Origin of the sequence: Paraclostridium tenue, from assembly GCF_039521565.1 — a bacterium.
Lineage (GTDB): Bacteria > Bacillota > Clostridia > Peptostreptococcales > Peptostreptococcaceae > Paraclostridium > Paraclostridium tenue.
Genome location: NZ_BAAACP010000003.1, coordinates 87,397 through 110,843, shown reverse-complemented (window position 1 = coordinate 110,843; position 23,447 = coordinate 87,397). Strand labels below are relative to the sequence as shown.

Annotated in this window: 21 protein-coding genes and 1 other annotated feature; of the genes, 4 read left to right on the top strand and 17 right to left on the bottom strand. The window is 27.6% G+C overall.

Annotated elements, in window-relative coordinates; genetic code table 11:
* Positions 1 to 7: 7 nt before the first annotated feature.
* Positions 8 to 373 carry a NusG domain II-containing protein gene (locus ABFX13_RS03870; protein ID WP_346042733.1) on the bottom strand — a complete coding sequence of 122 codons (366 nt, stop codon included), beginning with the start codon at positions 371 to 373 and terminating at the stop codon, positions 8 to 10.
* A 61-nt stretch (positions 374 to 434) separates the two neighbouring features.
* On the opposite strand from ABFX13_RS03870, the gene ABFX13_RS03865 reads away from it, so the two are divergent.
* Positions 435 to 1,481 (top strand): FAD:protein FMN transferase, encoded by a 1,047-nt coding sequence (locus tag ABFX13_RS03865; protein ID WP_346042731.1) that lies wholly within the window; start codon positions 435 to 437, stop codon positions 1,479 to 1,481.
* 56 nt (positions 1,482 to 1,537) lie between these two features.
* Here the strand turns inward: ABFX13_RS03865 and selB are convergent, their stop codons facing one another.
* Genes selB through ABFX13_RS03845 form a run of 4 tightly spaced genes read right to left on the bottom strand, consistent with a single transcriptional unit; the run spans position 1,538 to position 6,696 of the window.
* The gene (gene selB, locus ABFX13_RS03860) at positions 1,538 to 3,421 is read right to left on the bottom strand and encodes a selenocysteine-specific translation elongation factor (RefSeq protein ID WP_346042730.1); all 1,884 of its coding nucleotides are present in this window, start codon (positions 3,419 to 3,421) and stop codon (positions 1,538 to 1,540) included.
* A gap of 2 nt (positions 3,422 to 3,423) precedes the next feature.
* Positions 3,424 to 4,833, bottom strand: a complete 1,410-nt coding sequence (gene selA / locus ABFX13_RS03855; protein ID WP_346042727.1) for an L-seryl-tRNA(Sec) selenium transferase — start codon at positions 4,831 to 4,833, stop codon at positions 3,424 to 3,426.
* A 26-nt stretch (positions 4,834 to 4,859) separates the two neighbouring features.
* Entirely contained in the window at positions 4,860 to 5,906 is a 1,047-nt protein-coding gene (selD, locus tag ABFX13_RS03850; RefSeq protein WP_346042724.1) for a selenide, water dikinase SelD, read from the bottom strand.
* Positions 5,907 to 5,961: 55 nt separating this feature from the next.
* On the bottom strand, positions 5,962 to 6,696 hold the full coding sequence (locus ABFX13_RS03845; RefSeq protein ID WP_346042722.1) for a ComEA family DNA-binding protein: 735 nt from the start codon (positions 6,694 to 6,696) through the stop codon (positions 5,962 to 5,964).
* 77 nt (positions 6,697 to 6,773) lie between these two features.
* Here ABFX13_RS03845 and ABFX13_RS03840 point away from each other — a divergent pair, with 77 nt between their 5' ends.
* Positions 6,774 to 8,126, top strand: coding sequence for a D-alanyl-D-alanine carboxypeptidase family protein (locus ABFX13_RS03840; protein WP_346042719.1), 1,353 nt, complete (start codon positions 6,774 to 6,776; stop codon positions 8,124 to 8,126).
* Between the two features lie 25 nt (positions 8,127 to 8,151).
* Here ABFX13_RS03840 and sdaAA read toward each other — a convergent pair whose 3' ends face one another.
* From sdaAA to nadD, 8 genes are all read right to left on the bottom strand, one after another.
* The gene (gene sdaAA, locus ABFX13_RS03835) at positions 8,152 to 9,030 is read right to left on the bottom strand and encodes an L-serine ammonia-lyase, iron-sulfur-dependent, subunit alpha (RefSeq protein WP_346042716.1); all 879 of its coding nucleotides are present in this window, start codon (positions 9,028 to 9,030) and stop codon (positions 8,152 to 8,154) included.
* A 23-nt stretch (positions 9,031 to 9,053) separates the two neighbouring features.
* Positions 9,054 to 9,728, bottom strand: a complete 675-nt coding sequence (gene sdaAB / locus ABFX13_RS03830; RefSeq protein WP_346042714.1) for an L-serine ammonia-lyase, iron-sulfur-dependent subunit beta — start codon at positions 9,726 to 9,728, stop codon at positions 9,054 to 9,056.
* A 117-nt stretch (positions 9,729 to 9,845) separates the two neighbouring features.
* Positions 9,846 to 10,226 carry a RidA family protein gene (locus ABFX13_RS03825; RefSeq protein WP_147546257.1) on the bottom strand — a complete coding sequence of 127 codons (381 nt, stop codon included), beginning with the start codon at positions 10,224 to 10,226 and terminating at the stop codon, positions 9,846 to 9,848.
* Between the two features lie 165 nt (positions 10,227 to 10,391).
* Positions 10,392 to 11,606 carry a threonine ammonia-lyase gene (gene ilvA, locus ABFX13_RS03820; protein WP_147546254.1) on the bottom strand — a complete coding sequence of 405 codons (1,215 nt, stop codon included), beginning with the start codon at positions 11,604 to 11,606 and terminating at the stop codon, positions 10,392 to 10,394.
* 442 nt (positions 11,607 to 12,048) lie between these two features.
* Positions 12,049 to 14,469: a leucine--tRNA ligase gene (gene leuS / locus ABFX13_RS03815; protein ID WP_346042710.1), complete on the bottom strand. Its 2,421-nt coding sequence runs from the start codon at positions 14,467 to 14,469 to the stop codon at positions 12,049 to 12,051.
* A gap of 53 nt (positions 14,470 to 14,522) precedes the next feature.
* Positions 14,523 to 14,718: a binding site (T-box leader), on the bottom strand.
* Between the two features lie 30 nt (positions 14,719 to 14,748).
* Positions 14,749 to 15,102: a ribosome silencing factor gene (gene rsfS, locus ABFX13_RS03810; RefSeq protein WP_147546250.1), complete on the bottom strand. Its 354-nt coding sequence runs from the start codon at positions 15,100 to 15,102 to the stop codon at positions 14,749 to 14,751.
* A gap of 172 nt (positions 15,103 to 15,274) precedes the next feature.
* On the bottom strand, positions 15,275 to 15,844 hold the full coding sequence (yqeK, locus tag ABFX13_RS03805) for a bis(5'-nucleosyl)-tetraphosphatase (symmetrical) YqeK (RefSeq protein WP_346042706.1): 570 nt from the start codon (positions 15,842 to 15,844) through the stop codon (positions 15,275 to 15,277).
* 2 nt (positions 15,845 to 15,846) lie between these two features.
* Entirely contained in the window at positions 15,847 to 16,536 is a 690-nt protein-coding gene (nadD, locus tag ABFX13_RS03800; RefSeq protein WP_346042704.1) for a nicotinate-nucleotide adenylyltransferase, read from the bottom strand.
* Between the two features lie 147 nt (positions 16,537 to 16,683).
* Here nadD and recX point away from each other — a divergent pair, with 147 nt between their 5' ends.
* Positions 16,684 to 17,325 (top strand): recombination regulator RecX, encoded by a 642-nt coding sequence (gene recX / locus ABFX13_RS03795; RefSeq protein ID WP_346042701.1) that lies wholly within the window; start codon positions 16,684 to 16,686, stop codon positions 17,323 to 17,325.
* A gap of 119 nt (positions 17,326 to 17,444) precedes the next feature.
* Positions 17,445 to 18,311 (top strand): mechanosensitive ion channel family protein, encoded by an 867-nt coding sequence (locus tag ABFX13_RS03790; protein ID WP_346042698.1) that lies wholly within the window; start codon positions 17,445 to 17,447, stop codon positions 18,309 to 18,311.
* Positions 18,312 to 18,377: 66 nt separating this feature from the next.
* Here the strand turns inward: ABFX13_RS03790 and ABFX13_RS03785 are convergent, their stop codons facing one another.
* From ABFX13_RS03785 to ABFX13_RS03770, 4 genes are all read right to left on the bottom strand, one after another.
* Positions 18,378 to 20,762 carry an ABC transporter permease gene (locus ABFX13_RS03785; RefSeq protein WP_346042695.1) on the bottom strand — a complete coding sequence of 795 codons (2,385 nt, stop codon included), beginning with the start codon at positions 20,760 to 20,762 and terminating at the stop codon, positions 18,378 to 18,380.
* Positions 20,755 to 21,438, bottom strand: a complete 684-nt coding sequence (locus tag ABFX13_RS03780; RefSeq protein WP_346042694.1) for an ABC transporter ATP-binding protein — start codon at positions 21,436 to 21,438, stop codon at positions 20,755 to 20,757. The genes ABFX13_RS03785 and ABFX13_RS03780 overlap by 8 nt, the downstream gene beginning before the upstream one ends.
* 76 nt (positions 21,439 to 21,514) lie before the next feature.
* Positions 21,515 to 22,756 (bottom strand): sensor histidine kinase, encoded by a 1,242-nt coding sequence (locus tag ABFX13_RS03775; protein ID WP_346042693.1) that lies wholly within the window; start codon positions 22,754 to 22,756, stop codon positions 21,515 to 21,517.
* Positions 22,753 to 23,445 (bottom strand): response regulator transcription factor, encoded by a 693-nt coding sequence (locus ABFX13_RS03770; protein ID WP_346042691.1) that lies wholly within the window; start codon positions 23,443 to 23,445, stop codon positions 22,753 to 22,755. The genes ABFX13_RS03775 and ABFX13_RS03770 overlap by 4 nt, the downstream gene beginning before the upstream one ends.
* Between the last annotated feature and the right edge of the window lie 2 nt (positions 23,446 to 23,447).

Below are 23,447 nucleotides of genomic sequence, written 5' to 3'. Positions count from 1 at the left end.
CTACTTTTTAATTTGCTATTATATCTATATCATTTTTTTCATTACTAACTATTTTTATACTAACTTTATTAGGTATACATACTATACTCTTGTTAGATTTTTTTATAAATCCAGTTTTTACGCATATATCATCTGGACAAGAAGCTTCACTTACTTCTACTCCACCATCATGTACTTTAATTTTATTATATCCATTTTCAGTTTTTATTGTTAATTCCTCTTTTTTGTTTATAGGTATTTCCTTGTAAACTTTATTATCTAAATATATAACTACTTTATCACCTTCACTAGATTGTTTGAAATAATTAAAAGCTAACGCTGCTACTATCACTACAAGAACTAGTAAAATAAGAAAAAAATCGTTTTTCTTCATTTTTATCCCCCAACCATTTATAATATAATTAAATATATCATAAATATAAAGGGGAGACACTATGAAAAGTAAAAAACTTACATTTTATATAACTATTTTTATTATATCAATCATTTCAATTTTTTTTATATTTAATAAAAAAGTCAATAAATTTTCTAAAACCATGTATTATCTTGGAACTGTTAATGAAATAACAATGTATGCCAAATCCAATGAAGAAAAAGCAAATAAAATTCTTTCTAAATGTGAAGAAATAATAAAAGATATAGATAATAAAATGAATCCATCTACAATATCTAGTGATATTTATAAAATAAATCAAAATGCTGGAAAAAATTTTACTAAAGTATCAAAAGACACTTATAAGGTTATAAAAACATCTATACATTTTTCAGATATATCAGATGGAAATTTTGATACAACTATAGGCTCATTGGTAAACCTTTGGAATATAGGCAATCAAAATTCAAAAGTTCCTATGCAATCTGAAATAGATAAAGCTTTATCTACTATAAATTATAAAAATATAATTTTAGATGATAAACAAAGTAAAATAATGTTAAAAAATAAAGATTCTAAAATAGATTTAGGTGGAATAGCTAAAGGTTATGCAGCAGATAAAGTAGTAGAATATCTAAAAGGGCAAAAAATTAAAGGAGCTATAGTAAATCTTGGTGGTAATATATATACATTAGGAAAAAAGGATAATGATGATAACTTTAACATAGGAATACAAGACCCAACAAAACCTAGAGGAAATTCAATCGGTAGTTTGAGCATATCAAATAAATCTGTAGTTACATCTGGAATATATGAAAGATATATAAAAAAGGATAATAAAATATATCATCATATCTTAAGCCCTAAAACAGGCTTTCCAGTAGATAATGAACTTAGTAGCGTAACAATAATTTCAGATAATTCAATGAATTGTGATGCATTATCTACAACTACGTTTTCACTTGGAACAAAAGAAGGTCTTAAGTTAATAGAATCTTTACCAAATACACAAGCGATATTTATAACCAAAGATAAAGATATTTACTTATCATCAGGACTTAAAGATTCTTTTAAACTTACAGATTCTACTTTTACTATTAAAAACTAAAATTTTTCTTTAATAAAAACTGGTGAATAACTTTTTAAAGCTATTCACCAGTTTTTTTAGAATAATACTCTTTTATTTTCTATTCTTTTTGTTATTCTATTTCTATCGAAATCTTCAAGAATTATCATGCAATTTTTTCTACTCGAATTAACTAAATCTCTATAATCTCCTAAAGTTATTTCATTATTTTCTTTTAAATACTTAACTAATCTATCTTTGGCATTATTGTAAACCTTAGTAGACATTATATAACTATCTTCAAGTCTACAAACAGTATTTCCTATTAAAGATTCTAAAACTTCTTCATATTCTTTTTTATTGTTAGTTATATCTTCAATAGTATATATATTGTTAAGTCCAGCTAAGTTTAATGTTTTTTCTATTTCATTTTTAATTTTTAATTGTTTTTCATTTAAAACTACTTTGAAATCTTTTAAAGAAACAATATTATCTTCAACTTTTACTATATCATCATTTATAAACATCTCTAATAACATATCAAATTCTCTAGTTTTAAACTTACTTTCAATTTTAGATCTTACTTCTTCTTTTAGCATACCTTTTCTAAGTCTAAATTTCTTATGATATGTTTTTAATTCATTTTCTATATTTTCTTTTAATAGATTATACTGATTTATATGCATATACATGTTATTTACACAAACAACACTCTTTTCATCTAAAAGCTTATTTAATGCTTTTTTTACATTTTCTTCGCTTTCTCCACTATAACTCATTATTTCTTTTATGTTAGGATAATTTCTAGAATTATTTTTTAAATATTCTTTTAATATAGCGCTAAGTTCTCCTTTTTCTTTAACCTTTAAAGCATCTATTATAGCTTTATCAAATCTTTTATGCTTTTTAGGATTAGTATCTATTACTATTCCTCCACCTATAGTCTCCATAGGAGAATATCTTCTAACTACAAACTTATCGCCTTTTTTAGCTACTATACTTTCTTCAAGTCTTAATTGAACTAATCCACTTTCACCAGGATTTATTTCTTCAACTTCTAAAGGTACTGCTCTACAAAGTATTTCTCTAGTACCATGATAAAGTCTTAATCTATCCCAGTGCTTAAGCCCTAAATCTGTGTGTTTAACTATACTTAGTCTAACATCTAACATCATAGCTTCTTCTAGAGAGTGTTCTGATGCTAATACATCTCCTCTATTTACTTCTTCAACCTTGACATTTGATATATTTATAGCTGTTCTTTGCCCAGCATAAGCAGTTTCTACACTTTCACCATGAACTTGTATACTTCTTATCTTGGCTTTTAATTCTTTTGGATATATAACTAAATCATCATCAACATTTATCTTACCTTCTATTAAAGTTCCTGTTACAACAGTTCCAAACCCTTTTATAGAAAATACTCTGTCAATATTAAGTCTTGCTGGCGCATTTAAGTTTTTATCTTCTATTTCATCAGTCATTTTATCAATTTTAGTTATAAGTTCGTCCATTCCACGTCTTGATATTGAATCAACTTCTATAATTTCAGCATCTTCTAGGAAAGTTCCTTTAACTTTTTCCCTAACATCTTCTTTTACTAATTCTATAAAGTCTTCATCAACAGTATCACTTTTAGTTAATACTATCATACCTTTTTTAATATTTAAGAAAGTTAATATATCCATATGCTCTATAGTTTGAGGCATAACTCCTTCATCAGTTGCAACAACTAATAAAACCATATCAAGTCCTGATGCTCCAGCTAACATGTTTTTTATAAATTTTTCATGTCCTGGGACATCTACTATCCCAGCTCTTTTATTGCTTGGTAAATCAAAATAAGTAAATCCTAAATTTATAGAAATACCTCTCTTTTTTTCTTCAGCTAAGGTATCTGTTTCTCTTCCTGTAAGTGCTTTTATAAGAGTTGTTTTACCGTGATCTATATGTCCTGCTGTTCCTATTATTACATTTTTCATATTTATCCCCCTATTAAAGCTTTTTCTAATTCAGTTTTAACAACTTCAAATTCATCCTCAAATATAGTTCTAACATCTAAAACATACTTATCATCATATACTCTTGCTATTATATGTGCATCACTTAATCTTAATCTATTTTCTAGTGTAGAAACATTTATATTTTTAGGAATTATTGTTATAACTTTAGAATCCATAGTCTCAGTTGGCATAGAACCTCCTCCAACTTGAGATAATCCATCTTCTATTTTTATATCTGCATAATTATTTAAGTATTCTATTTTAGAATATAAATTGTTAGCTTTTTCTTCTAATTCTTTTATAGAATATGTTAGCATTTTTAGTGTTGGTATTTCTTCTTTAGCTTTTTCTTCATCTAAGTACATTCTTAAAGTAGCTTCTAATGCGCATATAGTAAGTTTATCTACTCTTAGTGCTCTTGTAAGTTGATTTTTCTTCATTTTTTCTATGTATTCTTTTTTACCAACTATAATACCAGCTTGTGGCCCTCCAAGCATTTTATCTCCACTAAAGGTAACTATATCAGCACCTTTTCTTATAGAATCAAGTACTGTAGGTTCATAACTTAATCCATATTTAGATACATCTACAAAAACTCCACTACCTAAATCTTCAATAACTGGTATATCATGTTTTTCCCCTAATTCACATAATTTATCAACATCTACACTTTCTGTAAATCCAAGTATTCTATAATTACTTGTATGAACCTTCATCAATACTTTTGTATTTTCATTTATAGCTTCCTCATAATCTTTTAAATGAGTTTTGTTGGTAGATCCAACCTCTACTAAATCAGCTCCACTAAGAGCCATTATGCTCGGTATTCTAAAAGAGCCCCCTACCTCAACTAATTCTCCTCTTGATACTATAGCTTCTCCACCTTTTGCCATAGTACTAAGTACTAAAAGTACTGCTGCTGCATTGTTATTAACTACTAAAACATCTTCAGCTCCTGTTAGTCTTTTTATAGTATCAGTTAAATGTGTATATCTTGAACCTCTTTGTCCTTTTTCTATATTATATTCTAAGTTTGAATATCTAGATGCAGCTTCCCACAAATCATCTTTTATGCTTTCACTTAAAAGAGAACGCCCTAAATTTGTATGAAGTACAGTACCTGTCGCATTTATAACTTTTTTTAGTGATAATGAATATTTTAAGTTGCATTTATTCATAATACTTTGAGCTATTTCATCTATTGATATCTCAAACTTATCAAAATCACTTTGTTTTAAATCAACTATAGCTCTTCTTTTTTCGTCAATTGATTCTCTTATAGCTTCAAGTAGTATACTTCTTGGATAGCTATTTAATGCATCTATTATTTTATCCTGATTTAACATTTCATCTACTGAAGGTAATTGAGCAAATAACTCTCTTTTATTCATTGAAAACACACTCCCCTTATAAGTCCTTACTTAACTGTTATATAATGTTGTCCTTTTTCTTTAACAGTTCCTATTATTTTAGCTTCTATAGAACCATTTTTCTTCATATCTTTAACTAGTTCTTCTGCTAAGTTGCTATCTACAGACACTAATAATCCCCCAGATGTTTGTGGATCATATAAAATATCTTCTATAGCTTCTTCTATATTTTCTATATATACATCTTTTGATATATACTGCTTATTTCTATACATACCAGCTGGTATTATACCCATTTTAGCCATATCAACAGCTCCATTTAATATAGGTATTTCATCAACTTGTAATTCTATACTAACATCTGATGCTTTAGCCATCTCCAAAGCATGTCCTAAAAGTCCAAAACCTGTTATATCTGTAACTGAGTTTACATTTATATTGTCAAAACTCATTGCTGCATATTTATTTAAATGAACCATAGTCTCAACTACAGTTTTTGAAGTTTCTTCATCAACTAAATTTTCCTTCATAGCAGTATTTAATATACCTACTCCTATAGGCTTTGTAATTACTATTTTATCTCCTACCTTTGAAGTTGCATTAGATAAAACTTTATCTGGATGAACTGTTCCCGATACAGATAATCCATATTTAGGCTCTTTATCATCAACAGTGTGACCACCTACTAATAAAGCTCCACTTTCTTTAACTTTATCCATACCACCCTTAAGAATTTCTGCCAATACATTCATATCATGACAAGAAGGAAAACAAACTATATTCATAGCTACCAAAGGCTTTCCTCCCATGGCGTAAACATCTGATAATGAATTAGATGCTGCTATTTGTCCAAATATATAAGGATCATCTATCATTGGTGTAAAGAAATCCAATGTTTGAATTAATGCAGTATCGTCATTTAACTTATATACAGCTGCATCATCTGAAGTCTCAAGCCCTACTAATAAATTTTCTTTTTTATCTGATGTATTTTTAGGTAACTTAGATAAAACTCCAGCCAGAACCTCTGGCCCTATTTTAGCCGCTCATCCTCCTGATGTTGTCATATCTGTAAGTTTTTTCATTATTTCCATAATTATGTCTCCTCCCTTTAAAGCATTACATAACTAATAATATCATAATTAACATTTATTGAATACAGATATAATCCTTCAAATTATTAAATTTATTTTCGCCTATACCCTTTACATTTTTTATTTCCTCTATTGATTTAAATTTTGTATTCTCTTCTCTATAATCAATAATTTTTTGCGCTGTTATTTCTCCAACTCCAGGCAAAGAATCTAGTTCAGCAAGAGATGCATTATTTATATTTATTTTATTATTATCGCTACTAGAATTATTATTGTTACTAACACTTAAATCCTTATTTGTAGTTTCACTATTTTGATAATTTGTAGATTCATTATTATTTACATTTTCATCTCCTATTTTAGGAATTATATAGTGTCCTCCGTCTTCTACTTTCATAGCCATATTTATTTTATTCATATCTGCATCATCACTAACTCCGTCACAAAGCATTACTCCATCCATAAGCCTATCTTCACTATCTAATTCTACAACTTTAGGTGATTTTACAGCTCCACTTATATAAATGGTTATCTTCTTTTTTATAGATTCATCATTTTTTAATTTTTGTAAACCGTCTAAATTGCTATCTTTAGTAGATTCATTTAAATTTTTATTACTATCATTAATTTGATTGTTATTTACATACTTATCATTACTTATATTCTTATCTTCAGCTTCACTTACAACATAATTATCACCACTTGATATAAATCCACTATTTTTTACTATAAATACGGAACTTACAAGTATTATTATAATTATCGGTAAAAAGCTCTTTATTTTTTCCATTTTATCACTCCTTCAAATTTGATTATTGACATAAATATGTTATACTAAAATATAAGTTTAAAATCGGAGGACAAAAAATGTTAAAAAAAGTTTCAATATTATTAGCATTCATATTAACTTTTATTAATGTATTTACATTTAATAATGTTTCATTTGCAGAAACACAAGCGCCAAGTGTATCTGCTAAATATGCAGTATTAATGGATTATACAAGTGGAAAAATATTGTATGAAAAAAATCCCCACGAGAAGATGTATCCAGCTTCTACTACTAAAGTTTGGACTGCATATGTTACCTTAAAACATGTAAAAAACCTTGATGAAGTAGTTTCTATAGGTAATATTGGCGATATTGATGGGTCTAGTATGTATTTAAAACCAGGGGAAAAACTTACAGTTAGAGAATTACTTGAAGGTTTGCTTATAGTTTCGGCTAATGATGCAGCTGTAGTTTTAGCAGAACATGTTAGTGGTTCAGTTCCTGAATTTGCAAAGCTTATGAATGAGGAAGCTAAAAAAATAGGGGCTGTTGATACACATTTTAATAATGCTAATGGTTTACCAGATTTACAGCATTATACTTCAGCTTATGATATGGCTTTAATGGCCAGAGAAGCTATGAGCAATGATGTTTTTAGACAAATAGTAGATACAAAATTATTAAGATTACCTGCTACGGAATTTTATCCAGAAAGATTTTTAAAAAACACTAACAAATTTTTAACTGGAGATACCAAAATACCTTATAAAGGGCAAATGGTAGATATAAAGTATGATATAGTAGACGGTATAAAAACTGGATTTACAGATGATGCTGGTAAATGTTTATTATCTAGTGCAAAGAAAGATGATATGAGATTAATCTCTGCAGTTTTCAAAACTGAAGGAGATAATATGTATATAGATAGTAGAACTCTTTTAGATTACGGATTTGATAATTTTAAGTCAGAAAAAGCTATAGATAGAAATAATTTTTTAGAATCTAAATCTATTTGGTATTCTAAAGAAAGAAAATTAGAATACATGCCAAAATATAGTTACTACACTATTGTTGAAAAAGGTGCTACAAATCCTAATTTTACAACTAAAACTAAGTTAGACGATATAAATCTTCCTATAAAAAAAGGTTCTAAAGTAGGAACTTTAGAAGTTTATCAAGACAATGATTCTAAACCAGTGGCTAATATCCCTTTAATTGCACAAAATGATGTTAATAGTTTATTTAAAGCAATTTTAAATAATCCTATAGTTAAAGTTATAAAATCATTAGTATTGATAGCACTTTCATTGGTTGCAGTATTTATAGCATTAGTTTTAATTAGAAAAAAAATAAGAAGAAAAAGAAGAAGACTAATGTATAACAAAAAAAGAAAATTATACACTAATAAAAATAAAAAGATTTATTCAAATAAAAGAAGAAGAAGAAGATAAAAAAAAGAGGCAAATGCCTCTTTTTTTATCCAAATATTTTCTTAGTTAAACAGTTTCCTGTACAAGTTGCAGCAACTCCACCTAATGCAGTTTCTCTTAATTCCATTGGAAGTCCTTTACCAACTCTGTACATTGCCTCAACAGTTTCGTCAAATGGTATTATATTTAATATTCCGGCTAAACAAAGTTCTGCAGATATTAAAGCGTTCGCAACACCTATAGCGTTTCTTCCTTGACATGGAACTTCAACAAGACCTGCTATTGGGTCACATACTAATCCCATTACATTTTGTAAGCAGTGAGATGCAGCAGAAACAGCAGCTTCTACGCTTCCTCCCATTAATTCAACTATACCAGCAGCACTCATTGCAGCAGCAGCACCAGTTTCAGCTTGACATCCACCTTCAGCACCTGCAACAGTTGCATTTCTAGTTATTATAGCTCCTATAGCTGAAGCTGTAAATAATGCATTTATCATTTCTTCATCGCTAAATCCATATTCTTTACCTATAGTAACTATAGCTCCTGGTAATATACCACAAGAACCAGCAGTTGGTGCAGCAACTATAAGACCCATAGAAGCATTAACTTCCATTGTTCCCATTGCAGCAGCTAAAGCTTTATTCATTAATCCACCACAAACAGTTCTTTGGCTGTTTCTGTAGTTGTCTAATTTTTTAGCTTCTCCACCTATAAGACCTCCAACAGATTTTATATCTTCTGTTACAGCTCTTTCAGTAGCTTTTTTCATTATATCTAAACTAACAGCCATCTTTTCTCTTATTTCTTCTTTAGAACGTCCTGTTAATTCTTCTTCTCTAGCTATACACATTTCACTTATAGTCATGTTTAGCTCTTTACATTTTTGTATTAATTCTGCTCCGCTTGTAAAGTTATATTTCATATTCTGTCACCCTTCCTCACTCATTAGAATTTGTCTAAAACTACAGCCTTAGCTATAACTTCAAATTTTCTTAATTGTTCTAATACATCTTTGTCTAATGCTTCATCTGTTTCTATAGTAACAAATGTATAATCAGACCCTGCTGGTTTATTAGTAGACATATTTGCTATGTTTTTGTTATTATGAGCAAGAAGTCCAGTTACGAAAGATACCGCACCTGGTATATCTTTTATTTCAAGTATAACAGCTGGTCTAGAACCATTAAAGTCAAGTGGTAAGCCATCCATTTCAGTAAGTTTTATGTTTCCTCCACCTATAGATGCACCTTTTACGATAGCAACACTTCCATCTTCTAAAGTCATTTCCATTCTAACAGCATTAGGATGTTCGTTTTCTCCTAAGTTAGTTTTTATAAACTCAAAGTCAACACCGTTTTCTTTAGCTATATCAAAAGAATTTCTTATTCTAGCGTCATCTGGCTCAAATCCTAAGATTCCTCCAACTAATGCTTTATCTGTACCATGTCCTTTATATGTTTCAGCGAATGATCCATGTAGGTAAAACTTAACACTTTTTACAGGCTTCCCTGCTATTTTTAATGCCATTTTCCCCAATCTAGCAGCACCTGCAGTGTGCGAACTTGATGGACCTATCATATTTGGTCCTACGACATCAAATACACTATAATCTTTAGCCATTAATAATACCTCTTTTCTTAAATTGTCTTTTTCTTTTGTTTATGGAAAACTTTTCCAATTATGCCTTAACTCAAAATGACCAGCCTAAAATAGGCATGGCCATCTTAATTACATTTATTATTTTACTATAGCTATAGCTTCTATTTCAACCTTAACATCTCTTGGTAATCTTGCAACTTCTACACAAGATCTAGCAGGTTTGTTTTCACCAAAGTATGAAGCATATACTTCATTTATTTCAGCGAAATCATTCATATCACTTATGAATACTGTAGTTTTAACTACGTCGTTAAAGCTTGCTCCAGATGCTGCTAATATTTCTTTTAAACTTTCTAATGATCTAGCAGCTTGCTCTTTAGCTCCACCTTCTACTACTTCCATAGTTTCTGGGTTAAATGGAACTTGTCCTGATACAAATACCATATTTCCATTTTTTATAGCTTGAGAGTATGGCCCTATTGCTTTAGGAGCCTTTTCAGTATGTATTACTTGTTTCATATCCAATCTCTCCTTCTCTTATAACATAACTTTGTATTTATATTATACTTTTTTCAGTAATATTATACTACTAAATTGTACACACTGTATACAGTTTTGTAGTAAAAAGTGAAAAATATATTTTTTACATATATTTCCACTTTTTATGTATTATTATATCATAAATTAGTCTTCTATTACAAATCCTGCTGCTTCTACAGCTTGTTTTATTTTATCTTTATGTTCTTGGTTAAATGTTTCTAATTGTATTTCAAGGTATAAACTTCCAAGTGAGTTTTCTTTAGAAATTCTTGACATATTTGCATTTAATATATTTGCATTTAATTTACTTATTATTTGAGTTAATTCAGCTAATCCGCCTGGCTTATCTTGTATTTTAGTTTTAAATGCATATCTTCTTCCGTCTTCAGTTAATGCAGTTCCTATAACTCTGTATAAAGTATTAACGTCTACATTTCCTCCAGATATTACACATACAACGTTTTCATCTTTAGCTGGTTTATATTTTCCACTTAATAATGCAGCTGTTGATACAGCACCTGAACCTTCAGATACTAATTTTTGATTTTCTAATAAGAATAACATAGCTTGTGCTATTTCATATTCTTCAACAACTATAACTTCATCAACTAATTCTTTTATTATTTCAAAAGTATTATCTCCTGGAGTTTTAACTGCTATACCATCTGCTATTGTAGTAGCTTTAAATGCAGTTGTAACATGTCCATGAGCTATAGATTCTTTCATTGATGGTATATTAGCTGTTTGAACACCTATTATTTTTACATTAGGATTTAAAGCTTTAGCAGCAGTTGCTATACCAGCTATAATTCCCCCTCCACCAATTGGGCATATTATAGTATCAACTTTATCATTTAATTGTTCAAATATTTCAAGAGCTATTGTTCCTTGTCCAGCCATAACGTAAGGGTCATTGAATGGATGTAAGAAAGTTGCTCCAGTTTCTTTTTGTATTTCTACAGCTTTTGCATATGCATCATCATATACTAAACCTTCTAAAACTACTTCTGCTCCATAACTTTTAGTTGCAGTAACTTTTGCAAGTGGTGCAGTAGCTGGCATTACTATTGTAGCTTTTATTCCACTTAATTTAGCTCCTAAAGCAACCCCTTGTGCATGGTTTCCTGCACTTGATGCTATAACACCGTTTGCCTTCTCTTCATCAGTTAAACTTGCTATCTTGTTACAAGCTCCTCTTACTTTAAAAGATCCAGTCTTTTGTAAGTTTTCACATTTATAGTATACGTTTGCCCCAGTCTTTTTACTAAGCTTAACGCTTTCTAACAAATCAGTTGTTTTAACTATATCTTTTATAGTTTCTCTAGCTTTTTGAACATCTTGTAATGTAATTCTAGTCATCTTTTTACTCACTCCCATAATATGTAGATTTAGTTTATTTATTTGACATCTTTATTGTATATAGTTTTTCAACAAAAATCAACAGGAAAACATTTTTTTGTAATTTTTTAACTTGTCAAAAAATTTACAAGCCATTGTTTTTTCTAATTTCCTGGACATTTTCCTACATAAAAAAAATTATTTTTTTAAATTTAATTTTATTTTTGTATGCTTTTTTCATTTTAAAATATAAAATTTAGCTTTTATTTTAGTTAGATAACAAACCTTTAAAACTTTATTTTTTTAATTTTTATAATGAAAAATTTTTTAAAATATAACTTTTTTTAAATTTAATCTATCTATTTTTTTAATAATTAATATAAATCAATAAAATATTATTTATTTATATAAATCTCAAAAATTTCGTATTAAAATAAAAAAAGGTCTTTTAAAAGACCTTTTTTTATTTAACAACTATATTAACAAGCTTTTTAGGAACAGCTATTACTTTAACTATAGTTTTTCCATCAACTAAAGCTTTTATTTTTTCATCGTTCATTGCAGCTTCTTGCATATCTTCTCTTGATATATTAGATGCTACACTTAATTTACCTCTAACTTTACCATTAACTTGAACTACAACTTCAACTTCATCTTTAACTAATGCAGATTCATCATATTTTGGCCAAGATATATCAAATATACTTCCAACTTTACCTATCATAGCCCATAATTCTTCTCCCATATGTGGTGCAAATGGAGATAATATAGTAACTATAGTTTCTATACCTTCTTTTATAACTGCATCATTTCTATTTTCTAACTCTTTGTACTTGTACATTTCGTTTATTAATTCCATTAATGCAGATATAGCAGTATTAAATCCAAACTTCTCATTTAAGTCTTCAGTTACTTTCTTTAATGTAGCATTTATAGTAAATCTCATTGCTTTATCTTCTTTAGTTAATTCACCCATAGTAGCATCAGATTTAGCTACATCAGCTAATTCATCAACTAATCTATAAACTCTATTTAAAAATCTAAAGCATCCTTCAACACCTTGATCTGACCATTCTAAATCTCTTTCTGGTGGTGCTGCAAATAACACGAATAATCTAGCAGTATCAACTCCATACTCTGCTATTATCTCATGAGGAGATACAACATTTCCTTTAGACTTACTCATCTTAGCTCCATCTTTTAAAACCATACCTTGAGTTAATAGGTTTTTAAATGGCTCTTTAAAATCTAACATTCCCATTGAATTAAATGCTTTAACAAAGAATCTTGAGTAAAGTAAATGAAGTATGGCATGTTCTACTCCACCTATATATTGATCAACTGGCATCCAGTTATTAACTGCTTCTTTACTAAATGGTTCTTCAGTATTTTTAGGATCTATGTATCTTAAGTAATACCAAGAAGAATCAACGAAAGTATCCATTGTATCTACTTCTCTTCTAGCTGGTTTTCCACAACAAGGACAAGTAGTATTCATAAATGTTTTTGAAGTTGTAAGTGGTGATTCACCTTTACCTGTAAATTCAACATCTGTTGGTAATAATATAGGTAAGTTTTCTTGTTTTTCAGGAACTATACCACATTCATCACAGTATACTACAGGTATTGGGCATCCCCAGTATCTTTGTCTAGAAAGTAACCAGTCTCTTAATCTATAGTTAACTGTTTTCTTTCCTCTTCCCATTTCTTCTAATTTTTCTATTATTGCATCAAACGCTTTTGAAGCTTCCATTCCATCAAACTCACCAGAGTTTACCATTATATTGTCTTCATTTATAACTTCAACTACGTTTAAGTTGTACTTAGCTGCAAATTCTCCATCTCTTTCATCATGAGCTGGAACTGCCATTACAGCACCTGTTCCATAGTCAACTAATACATAGTTTGCTATCCATAACTCAACTTTTTGTCCGTTTAATGGATTTATAACATGCTTTCCAATAAACATTCCTTCTTTTTCTACATCGCTTGAAGTTCTTTCTATTTCAGTCATAGTATGCATTTTAGCTACGAACTTTTCAACAGCTTCTTCATACTCAGTTCCAGCAACTAATTCTTTTACTAAGTCGTGTTCTGGAGCTAAAACCATATAAGAAACTCCATGAACTGTATCTGGTCTAGTTGTAAATACTGTTATAGATTTATCCATACCATCTATATCGAAAGTTATTTCAGCACCAGTACTTTTTCCTATCCAGTTCTTTTGCATTGTTTTAACCTTTTCTGGCCATCCATCTAAAGTATCTAAGTCTTGAAGTAATTCTTCTGCAAATTCAGTAGTTTTAAAATACCATTGTTCTAAATCTTTTTTAACTACTACAGAGTCACATCTTTCACAAGCACCTTGAACAACTTGCTCATTTGCTAAAACTGTTTCACAAGATGGACACCAGTTAACGAAAGATTTTTTCTTATATGCTAAACCATTTTCTAAAAACTTTAAGAATATTTGTTGAGTAAACTTGTAGTACTCTGGAGTAGATGTTGCTATTTCTCTATCCCAGTCAAAGCTAAGTCCTAATGTTTTAAATTGCCCTCTCATGTCTTTTATGTTTTCCATAGTCCACTTATCTGGGTGTATTCCATGCTTTATAGCTGCATTTTCTGCTGGAAGTCCGAATGAATCCCATCCCATTGGATGTAGGACATTGTATCCTTGCATCTTTTTAAATCTAGCTACAACATCACCTATAGAATAGTTTCTAACGTGTCCCATGTGTAATTTTCCTGATGGATAAGGGAACATTTCTAATGCATAGTATTTTGGTTTTGTTGTATCATTAGTATCAGTTTTGTATTGATTATTTTCTTCCCAAATCTTTTGCCATTTAGCTTCAACTTCATTTGGTTTATAAACGCTCATTGTTTACCTCCTATATTTTTATATTAAAAAATCCCCGTCACTAAACATTACTGTTTAGGGACGAGGATATTACTCGCGGTACCACCCTAATTGGTTATTTTTATAAATAACCCTCTTGGATTAGTCTTTATACCAACTACGGTTAAATAGATTTTACCTAGCAAGTTCAAATCAACTTTATACTAGTTCACACCAACCACTAGCTCTCTGAAATCAAAATTTAATTTTACTACTCTAGTCTATTTTAATTTTAAGTTATATTTTTAAATTATATAATTATTATGCTAATGTGTCAACATCAACATATGGAGCATCTTTCCACATTTTCTCTAAGTTATAGTATGCTCTATTTTCTTCATTAAATACGTGAACCATTATATCACCAAAGTCTAGTAATATCCACTCTTGAGTTTCGTATCCTTCTTTACCTCTTGATTCTATTCCTAACTTAGTAAGTTCATCTTCTACATTGTCAGCTATAGCCTTTACTTGTCTTTGAGATCCAGCTGTTGCTATTACAAAGTAATCACATAAGCTTGATACTGCACCTACATTTATTATAGATATATCTTTACCTAATTTATCATCGATAGCATCATATATAACTTTAACCATTTGTTCTACTGTCGTCATGTTAAATTCCTACCTTCCTTATTTTTCGCGTTTTTATATTATACCACAAAAAACTATATTTCTAATACTAATTTATATCATTAGTATTAACTTATTTAATAAAACTTTTCACTTTTTATTATTATTATTATTATATAATACTTTATGTTTATAATTATTGTGATTTATTTTATTAATGCTTTTTATTTAAAATATAATTTCTAGCTTCTATAGTTCTAGGATGTATTATTTGTTTTCTATCAATTACTAGTTTTATAGTATTGTCAAAAGATTTTAATAAAGCTTCATTCATTTTTCCATCATAAACTAACTCTCTAAGTTCATCTACTCCTGGATAATCTCTGTTTACTTCGATTAAATCAGCTATATATATTATTTTTTCTAACATATCCATATTTGATTTTCCAGTTGTATGATATCTAACAGCTGTTATTATATCTATATCTTCAATTAAAAATTCATGTCTAACTAATACTGATCCTATTATACTGTGAGACAAAGCTAAGTTATCTTTTTCATATTCATCTAGATAAATTTCATATTTATTTACATAATAATCAACTTGTTCTTGACTTAAATATTTTGCACAGTCATGAAGTATGCCTGCTAAATATGCTTTATTTTTATCATAGCCATATATTTGACTTAACTTAACTGCACAATCAGCTACTCCTTGTGAATGTATCATTCTATTTTTAGGTAACATTTCATTTAACTTATTTTTTATGTCTTCTAAATTCAAATTTATTCATCTCCATTTGTGTATATATTTTTTTCATATATATAAGTTTCTACATTTTCAGGAATTAAATATTTTATAGATTTACCATCCTTTATATGCTCTCTTATATATGTTGACGATATATCCAAAGAAGGAACATTTACAGACCTTATATTAGCATTATATTTAGTTTTTAACTTTTCTATTTTTTCTTTAGCTTCTAAAGAGCTTACTCCAGGCCTATTTGCTGCTATAAAAGTTGCTAATTCAAAATTTTCAGAAACATTTTTCCAACTTTCCATATCACAAATAGCATCAAATCCAGTTATAAAGTATATATTAGCATTTTTATATATTTTATGAAGTTCTCTTAATGTATCTATCGTATAAGTCCTAGATTCTCTGTTCATTTCCATATCTGAAACTACAAAGTTATCATTATTCATTGTTGCTAATAATACCATATTGTATCTATCTATTTTATTTGTTATTAATCTTAACTTATGCGGTGGATTTCCATTTGGTATAAAAAGTATCTTATCAAGATTATAAGTTTCTCTTATATATTCCGCTGTTGCTAAATGTGCATAATGTATAGGGTCAAAAGTTCCTCCCATTATACCAATTTTTATTTTCTCATTTCCCGTTTCATGAAAATTTGACTTTAGGTTGTTTATATTCCTGGCTTCTAAAACTAATTCATCAATTCTCATTAACTATCTCCTTTTGTCCTTTATACTACTATTGTATCATTAATTTTTACTTCTTAGATACAATTATTCTATATTTTCCTGTATAATTTTGTATATGTTTAGAAAGATATTTAATGTAAATATTATAACAATACAAAGGAGATATATATGCCTATAATAACTAAAATAGAAGCTCAACAAAAAAATGAAGATAGAGTTAACATATATTTAAACGATCAATTTTTCATGGGAATTTATAAAGAATTAGTTTTCACTTTAAATCTAAAAAAAGGAATGGAAATAGATGAAGAAGTTTTAAAAAATATGCTTTATGATGAAATGTATATAAAAGCTAAAAACAAAGCTTTAAATATTTTATCTAAAGCTCCTCAATCTGAAAAAAATATAATAAACAAATTATCTAATGATTTTGATGAAGATATTATAGAAGATGTGCTTGTTTTTTTAAGAAAATATAATTTTGTAAATGACGAAGATCTTGCTCAAAGAATAACTAACACTAACTTAAAACTTAATAAATGTGGTAAAAACAGAATTAAACAAAATTTATACAACAAAGGAATAGATAGAAATACCATAGATTCTGTTGTTTCTGATATTGATTCAGATGTAGAATTTGAAAATGCAATGTATCTAGCTAAAAAAAGATACGAACGTGTTAAAAATGAAGATAGAAATAAAATTTATCAAAAGATATCTCAACATTTAGCTTATAAAGGTTTTGGCTATGATATTATTAAAAGAGTTTTAAACAAACTACTTAATTTTGATGAGTCTGATTACTGCTAAATTAAAAGTTACTGTTACTTAATCTTTATGTATAATCTTTTCAGCTTCATTTTGTGGACATTTGTCGAATATTATTATATTATCTATTAGTATAATTTTTTAGAAACGAGGTGTTGTACTTGACTAATAATGTAGCTAAATCAGTAACTAATGAAGTTGAAAGATTAAGCAATATGCCATTAGATAAACTAACAGAAAATTTTATAAGTTGGGTAACAAATTATGGTATAAAACTTATAATTGGTCTTATAGTTATATTTATAGGACTAAAAGTTATAAAAAAAGTGGTTAAACACTTTACTAAATTTTTAGAAAAAAAATCTGTAGATATTACACTTACAAAGTTTTTACATGGTTTTGTAGAAATATCCTTAAAACTATTATTGTTTATAATTGTACTTGGATACTGGGATGTAGAACTTACAGGATTTGCTGCTTTAATAGCATCTGGAGGGGTTGCTATAGGTTTAGCTCTTCAAGGAAGTTTATCTAACTTTGCCGGAGGTTTTATAATATTATTAATTAGACCTTTTAAAGTAGGCGATTACATAGAAACAGGTATATATCAAGGTACTGTAGAAGAGATAGGCCTTTTTTATACTAAGCTTACTACTATAGATAATAAATTAATTTTAATACCTAACGGAACTTTATCTAATGGAAGTTTAGTAAACTACTCTGCTAAAGCAACAAGAAGAGTTGATTTAATTTTTAATGTTAGTTATGATAATGATATAAATCATGTTAAAAATGTCTTAAGTGATATAGTTAAAACTCAAGATCTTATTTTACATGAACCAGCTCCTTTTGTAGGAATGGTTGCTCATGGTCCAAGTTCAATAGATTTCGCCGTTAGAGTTTGGTGTAATTCTGAAAATTATTGGACTATACATGCTAGTTTATTAGAAAAAGTTAAAATTAAATTTGATGAAGAAGGTATAAATATACCTTACCCTCAAATGGATGTTCATATAAAAAATAACTAATAAAAAAACTACTTTAAATGGAAATATCGGAAAACCCATCTAAAGTAGTTTTTTGTTTATCAAAAATTACTCACTATATCTAATTCTATCAATTAATGATTCTTTATTAAAATTCTTACTTATAAAGTAAGTTAAAAGTAATTGTGCTATAAATACACTAAAAACCATAATTAAAATTTGATTTAGAGGGAATGTATAAGTTGCATATGAAGCTCCTGTTTTTCTAAATGCATAAACTGCAATATATCCAATTCCTGTTCCTAAAGTTAATGAACTCAAAATCATTGTACCTATATAAAACATAGCTTCTATATTTAACATTTTAACAAGTTGTTTATCTGTTAATCCTATAGCTTGTAACATTCCAAGTTCCTTTTTTCTAGTTATAATACTTGTTATCATAGAGTTTATCAAATTCATAAATCCTATAATTCCTATAATTACGACTAATGCATAACCTATACCTTTGGTAACAGCTATAGATAGTTTATTATCTTTAAGTAATTCATCTATATAGTTTGCTTGAATATAATCATCATTTTTATCTAAACTTTCTATATATGACTTAATATTTTCATATTCACCTTTTTGAGTATATACACTAATAGTTGTTGTTGTATCTGTATCAAACATTTTATCAAATGCATCATAATGCATAGCAAATGTAGATGGGTTTGAAGTTATACCTTGAACTTTAAATTCTTTTTTTATTTTCTTATCTCCATCATATAAGGTTAAAGTTATTTTATCACCGACTTTTATCCCTATTTCTGTTGCTAATTCCGGCTGTGTTATAAGTATTTCTTCTCCTGATTTTAACTTTTCTAAGTTTATTTCTCCATCTTCTAAATAAAACTCTAAATTCTTTAAATCATTTTCATTCACACTGGATAAATCATGGTATTTATACTCAGTTTTATATCCATTTAATTCACATTTAGCACTCTTACTTTTATCTATATTAGTTACTCCATTTATATTTAATAATTTGTTTATAAAATTTTCTCCTAAAGGATTATTTTTCTGTAAAATATTCATTTCAGTATCAGGACTATCCTCTTCTCCATATGTATATCCATCTAAATCTATTTTTATATCTTGTGAAAATCGTTCTCTAGTCATCTTTTCTGCATCTATACTATTCATAACACTAGATATAACGACAAATATTATAGCACTTAATGAAAGTGATATTACTGTTATATAAGTACGCTTTTTATTTCTACTTAAGTTAGCACAGGAAAGTCTATTTAAGTTTATACTTTCATATCCTTTTCTGCTTTTTTTATTATTTTTATCTTCTCCATTGTATCTTACAGCTTCTATTATAGATACTTTAGATGCTTCTTTCATAGGCTTAAGTAATGATATATATATAGTTATTAAACTTATAATCATAACTCCTATAATCATAGGTAATTTAAAAGCCTTCCCTTCAAACATAAATATCTTTCCTATAACAAATTCATTTATTAAAAAGCCAACTAAAACTCCTATTGGAACTCCTATCATAGATAAGAAAATACCTTCTTTAAGAACTATTGATTTAATTTGTTTTTTTGTAGCTCCTATAGCTCTTAGTTTTCCAAACTCTTGTACTTTAGTTACCACCGATAAATGAAATATATTATATATTACTAATATACTAGACATTATAACTATAATACCAATTACAACACCCCACATTATAACTTCCATGTCTGGTTTTAATGTATTTATATAATCTTCATTAACTAAAACTCTTGCCTTAGGTATATTTAAATCTTTAGCTATATCTTCTACTTTAAGCTTTAATTCATCTCCACTTAAGTTAGTTTCTTCTTTAATAGTAATATATGCATTAAAGTTTTCTTTACTCATATCTCTTGTAGAGTTCATATATTCCTTAGAAACTATGCCAGAATAAATTCTTTTAATTTTTGCCATTTCATTAGATTCAATTATACCAGATAAAATAAATTCATTTTCTGTAAATCCTTTTTTAGCATAATCTTCATATTTTATTTTTATTTTTTCTCCAATTCTGCCTTTATATCCTAATTTTTTTAATGCTAAATCATCTAATGCTATTTCATTTTTTAATTTAGGCATACTTCCTTTTTCAAGCTTTATACTACTTAACTCCATAGATTTATCATTTACATATGATAAAGCTACCTTACTTTTATCATCATAGTTAATAATTCCTATGCCATTTAATAATCCTACAGCATCTATATCTGCATGAGCTTTAATTTCTTCAATTTTCTTTTCACCCATATTACCATAAACGCCATGTTGTGTTCCTGAATATTTTATAACTCTCTCTTTATTAGCTTTACTCCAATCTAAACATGTTAAGCCAACTGCTGATAATAATGTAGTTGATAATATTATAGTGATAATAATTATTATACTTTTTGCCTTATTTATCATTAAATTACTTTTAGCTATTTTAGTAGTATTAATCATTTATAGCACCGTCCTTTACTACTTTACCATCTTCAATATAGATTACTCTATCAGCCATTTGTGCTATAGTTTCATCATGTGTTATCATAACTAATGTTTGATTGTATTTTTTTATCATAGTTTTTAACAAACTCATAACTTCATCAGAAGTTTTAGAATCTAAGTTTCCAGTTGGTTCATCTGCAAGTATTATTGACGGTCTACTTGCTAAAGCACGAGCTATAGCAACTCTTTGTTGTTGTCCCCCAGATAAAGTATTAGGTAATGACTCTTTTTTATTTTCAAGCCCTAAAGCATTTATAATATCATTTATAAAATTTTTATCTACTTCTTTATTATCAAGACCTATTGGTAAAACAATATTTTCCCATACATTAAGCGATGGTATCAGGTTATAATATTGAAAAATAAATCCTATTTTTCTTCTTCTAAATATAGCTAATTGCTCATCCTTTAATGTAAATATATCTTTTTTATCTATAAAAACCTTACCTTCTGTTGGTCTATCAAGTCCTCCAATCATATGAAGCAAAGTACTTTTCCCAGAACCTGACTTTCCAACTATTGCAGCAAATTCACCTTCAATTATACTTATATTTGTGTCATCAATTGCCTTTACTAAACTTTCTCCTTTACCATAATACTTTTTTAAATTTTTAGTTTTTAAAATCTCCATAATTTAATTCTCCTTATCTCTATTCTTTATACTTTAATGATAAAAGGTAATCCTTACATAACACTTTCATATTGGCTTACACTTTTGTAAGAAATAAAGAAAACTTACTGCCTTGTCCTATTTTTGATGAAACAATAATATTTCCACCTTGACTTTCTATTATCTTTCTACTTAAATAAAGTCCTACCCCTGAACCTTCCATTTCTTCTACTTTTTCACTTCTGTAAAACCTTTTAAATATATTGTTAAATTCACTTTTATCTATACCTATACCATTATCTTTTACATCAATTCTTATAAAGTTTATAGTTTCTTGTACTGAGACTTCTATTTTCCCGTTATCGTGAGTATATTTAACTCCATTTTCTAAAATATTAAATATACTTTCCTCTGTCCATTTAGAATCATGAGGTATTGTTTTATCTTCAAAATCTGTTACGCTAATTTTTATATTTTTTAAATTAGCCTTTGCTTTAACGCTATCTATAGCTTTAGTTAAAGTTTGTTTTATACTTTTATCTTCTTTTTTTATACTTATCATACTAGCTTCTAGCCTAGATATATTTACTAAAGAATCAATTAGATTATGTAGTTTATTTATAGACATTTTATTAGTTGTTAAAAATTCAATTCTATCTTCTTCATCAAGTTTTTCTTCTAGTAATAAAGAATTATATAGCTTTAAAGATGCTAATGGAGTTTTTAATTGATGTGATATATCTGTGACTAGTTCTTTTATACTTTCTTTTTCTTTATATATATTATTTATTTTTAAATTTAAACTTTTAGATAGTTTATTTAAATCTGAATGTATTATATTTAATACTTCTTCTTCCTTGAAATCATCTTCTATTTCATATTTATTATGAATTATATTTTCTATATTTTTACTTATTATTTTTAACTTAGAAAATACATATTTCATCAAATTTGATAGCATTATTATCATTAATATCATTACAACAACAAAAACAATCAAATTATTTACCAGGAAATATTTTAAATGTTGATGAAAATTTATATTTCTAATCATATTATAATTTTCATCATATCCATATTTTTTCAAAATATTTTGTCCTATATTTTCATATTCTTTACTTTCACTATAAACGCTTTTTACTATATCTGATTCAGATTGAGGATACTTGTTTACTAATTTTCCAACTATTCTTTTATTTATATTTTGTTGTTCTAAGTATATATTTTTCAAATTTTCATATTGAAATATGAAAAATGCTCCAAATATTAATATTACTCCTATAATAGCTATTAAAAAAATTCTCCTTATTATAGGTTCTCTTTTTAATAACTCTATCATTTTTTAATACACCTCTTTTCAAAGGTATATCCAATGCCTCTAATATTTTTTATATAATCTGGGTTTGATGGATTTTCTTCAACCTTTTGTCTTAGCCTTCTTATATTAACTGCTATTGTATTTTCATCTACGAAATTCCCATCAATATCCCAAAGAACTTCTATAAGTTGTTCTTTTGTAACAATTTGACATGAATTTTCCATTAAATATCTAAGTAATTTTCCTTCATTTTTACTAAGTATTATTTCATTGCTACCTTTTGTAATTTTACCATCTACATAATTATAAATTAAATTATCACAATAAATTTGATTTTCATTTGTAAAATCACTTATTCTTTTCATAACTGCATTAACTTTTGATATTAAAACTATCAAACTAAATGGTTTTGTTATATAATCATCAGCTCCAACTTCATAACCTGTAACTATATCCACTTCTTGATCTAGAGCTGTTAACATTATTATATGTACATTACTTATACTTCTTATATACTCACAAAATTCAAATCCATCTCCATCTGGTAGTCCTATATCTGATATTATTAAATTTATTTTATTACTTTTAAATATTTCTTTAGCATCTTTTATATTGAAGGCATTAAAAATTTTATAGCCTTCTTTTTTCAACTTAAAACTTATTCCCCTATTTAAAGATTTATCATCTTCTAAAAGCAGTATATTTCCCATAA

Bases quoted from the DNA above. Each gene is read 5' to 3' on its own strand.
- selA (WP_346042727.1), bottom strand. From the start codon at position 4,833: ATGAATAAAAGAGAGTTATTTGCTCAATTACCTTCAGTAGATGAAATG.
- ABFX13_RS03840 (WP_346042719.1), top strand. From the start codon at position 6,774: ATGTTAAAAAAAGTTTCAATATTATTAGCATTCATATTAACTTTTATT.
- ABFX13_RS03865 (WP_346042731.1), top strand. From the start codon at position 435: ATGAAAAGTAAAAAACTTACATTTTATATAACTATTTTTATTATATCA.
- sdaAB (WP_346042714.1), bottom strand. From the start codon at position 9,728: ATGGCTAAAGATTATAGTGTATTTGATGTCGTAGGACCAAATATGATA.
- selB (WP_346042730.1), bottom strand. From the start codon at position 3,421: ATGAAAAATGTAATAATAGGAACAGCAGGACATATAGATCACGGTAAA.
- ABFX13_RS03785 (WP_346042695.1), bottom strand. From the start codon at position 20,762: ATGATTAATACTACTAAAATAGCTAAAAGTAATTTAATGATAAATAAG.
- leuS (WP_346042710.1), bottom strand. From the start codon at position 14,469: ATGAGCGTTTATAAACCAAATGAAGTTGAAGCTAAATGGCAAAAGATT.
- ABFX13_RS03825 (WP_147546257.1), bottom strand. From the start codon at position 10,226: ATGAAACAAGTAATACATACTGAAAAGGCTCCTAAAGCAATAGGGCCA.
- ABFX13_RS03845 (WP_346042722.1), bottom strand. From the start codon at position 6,696: ATGGAAAAAATAAAGAGCTTTTTACCGATAATTATAATAATACTTGTA.
- ilvA (WP_147546254.1), bottom strand. From the start codon at position 11,606: ATGACTAGAATTACATTACAAGATGTTCAAAAAGCTAGAGAAACTATA.
- sdaAA (WP_346042716.1), bottom strand. From the start codon at position 9,030: ATGAAATATAACTTTACAAGCGGAGCAGAATTAATACAAAAATGTAAA.
- recX (WP_346042701.1), top strand. From the start codon at position 16,684: ATGCCTATAATAACTAAAATAGAAGCTCAACAAAAAAATGAAGATAGA.
- rsfS (WP_147546250.1), bottom strand. From the start codon at position 15,102: ATGACGACAGTAGAACAAATGGTTAAAGTTATATATGATGCTATCGAT.
- nadD (WP_346042704.1), bottom strand. From the start codon at position 16,536: ATGAGAATTGATGAATTAGTTTTAGAAGCCAGGAATATAAACAACCTA.
- ABFX13_RS03770 (WP_346042691.1), bottom strand. From the start codon at position 23,445: ATGGGAAATATACTGCTTTTAGAAGATGATAAATCTTTAAATAGGGGA.
- ABFX13_RS03780 (WP_346042694.1), bottom strand. From the start codon at position 21,438: ATGGAGATTTTAAAAACTAAAAATTTAAAAAAGTATTATGGTAAAGGA.
- ABFX13_RS03775 (WP_346042693.1), bottom strand. From the start codon at position 22,756: ATGATAGAGTTATTAAAAAGAGAACCTATAATAAGGAGAATTTTTTTA.
- ABFX13_RS03870 (WP_346042733.1), bottom strand. From the start codon at position 373: ATGAAGAAAAACGATTTTTTTCTTATTTTACTAGTTCTTGTAGTGATA.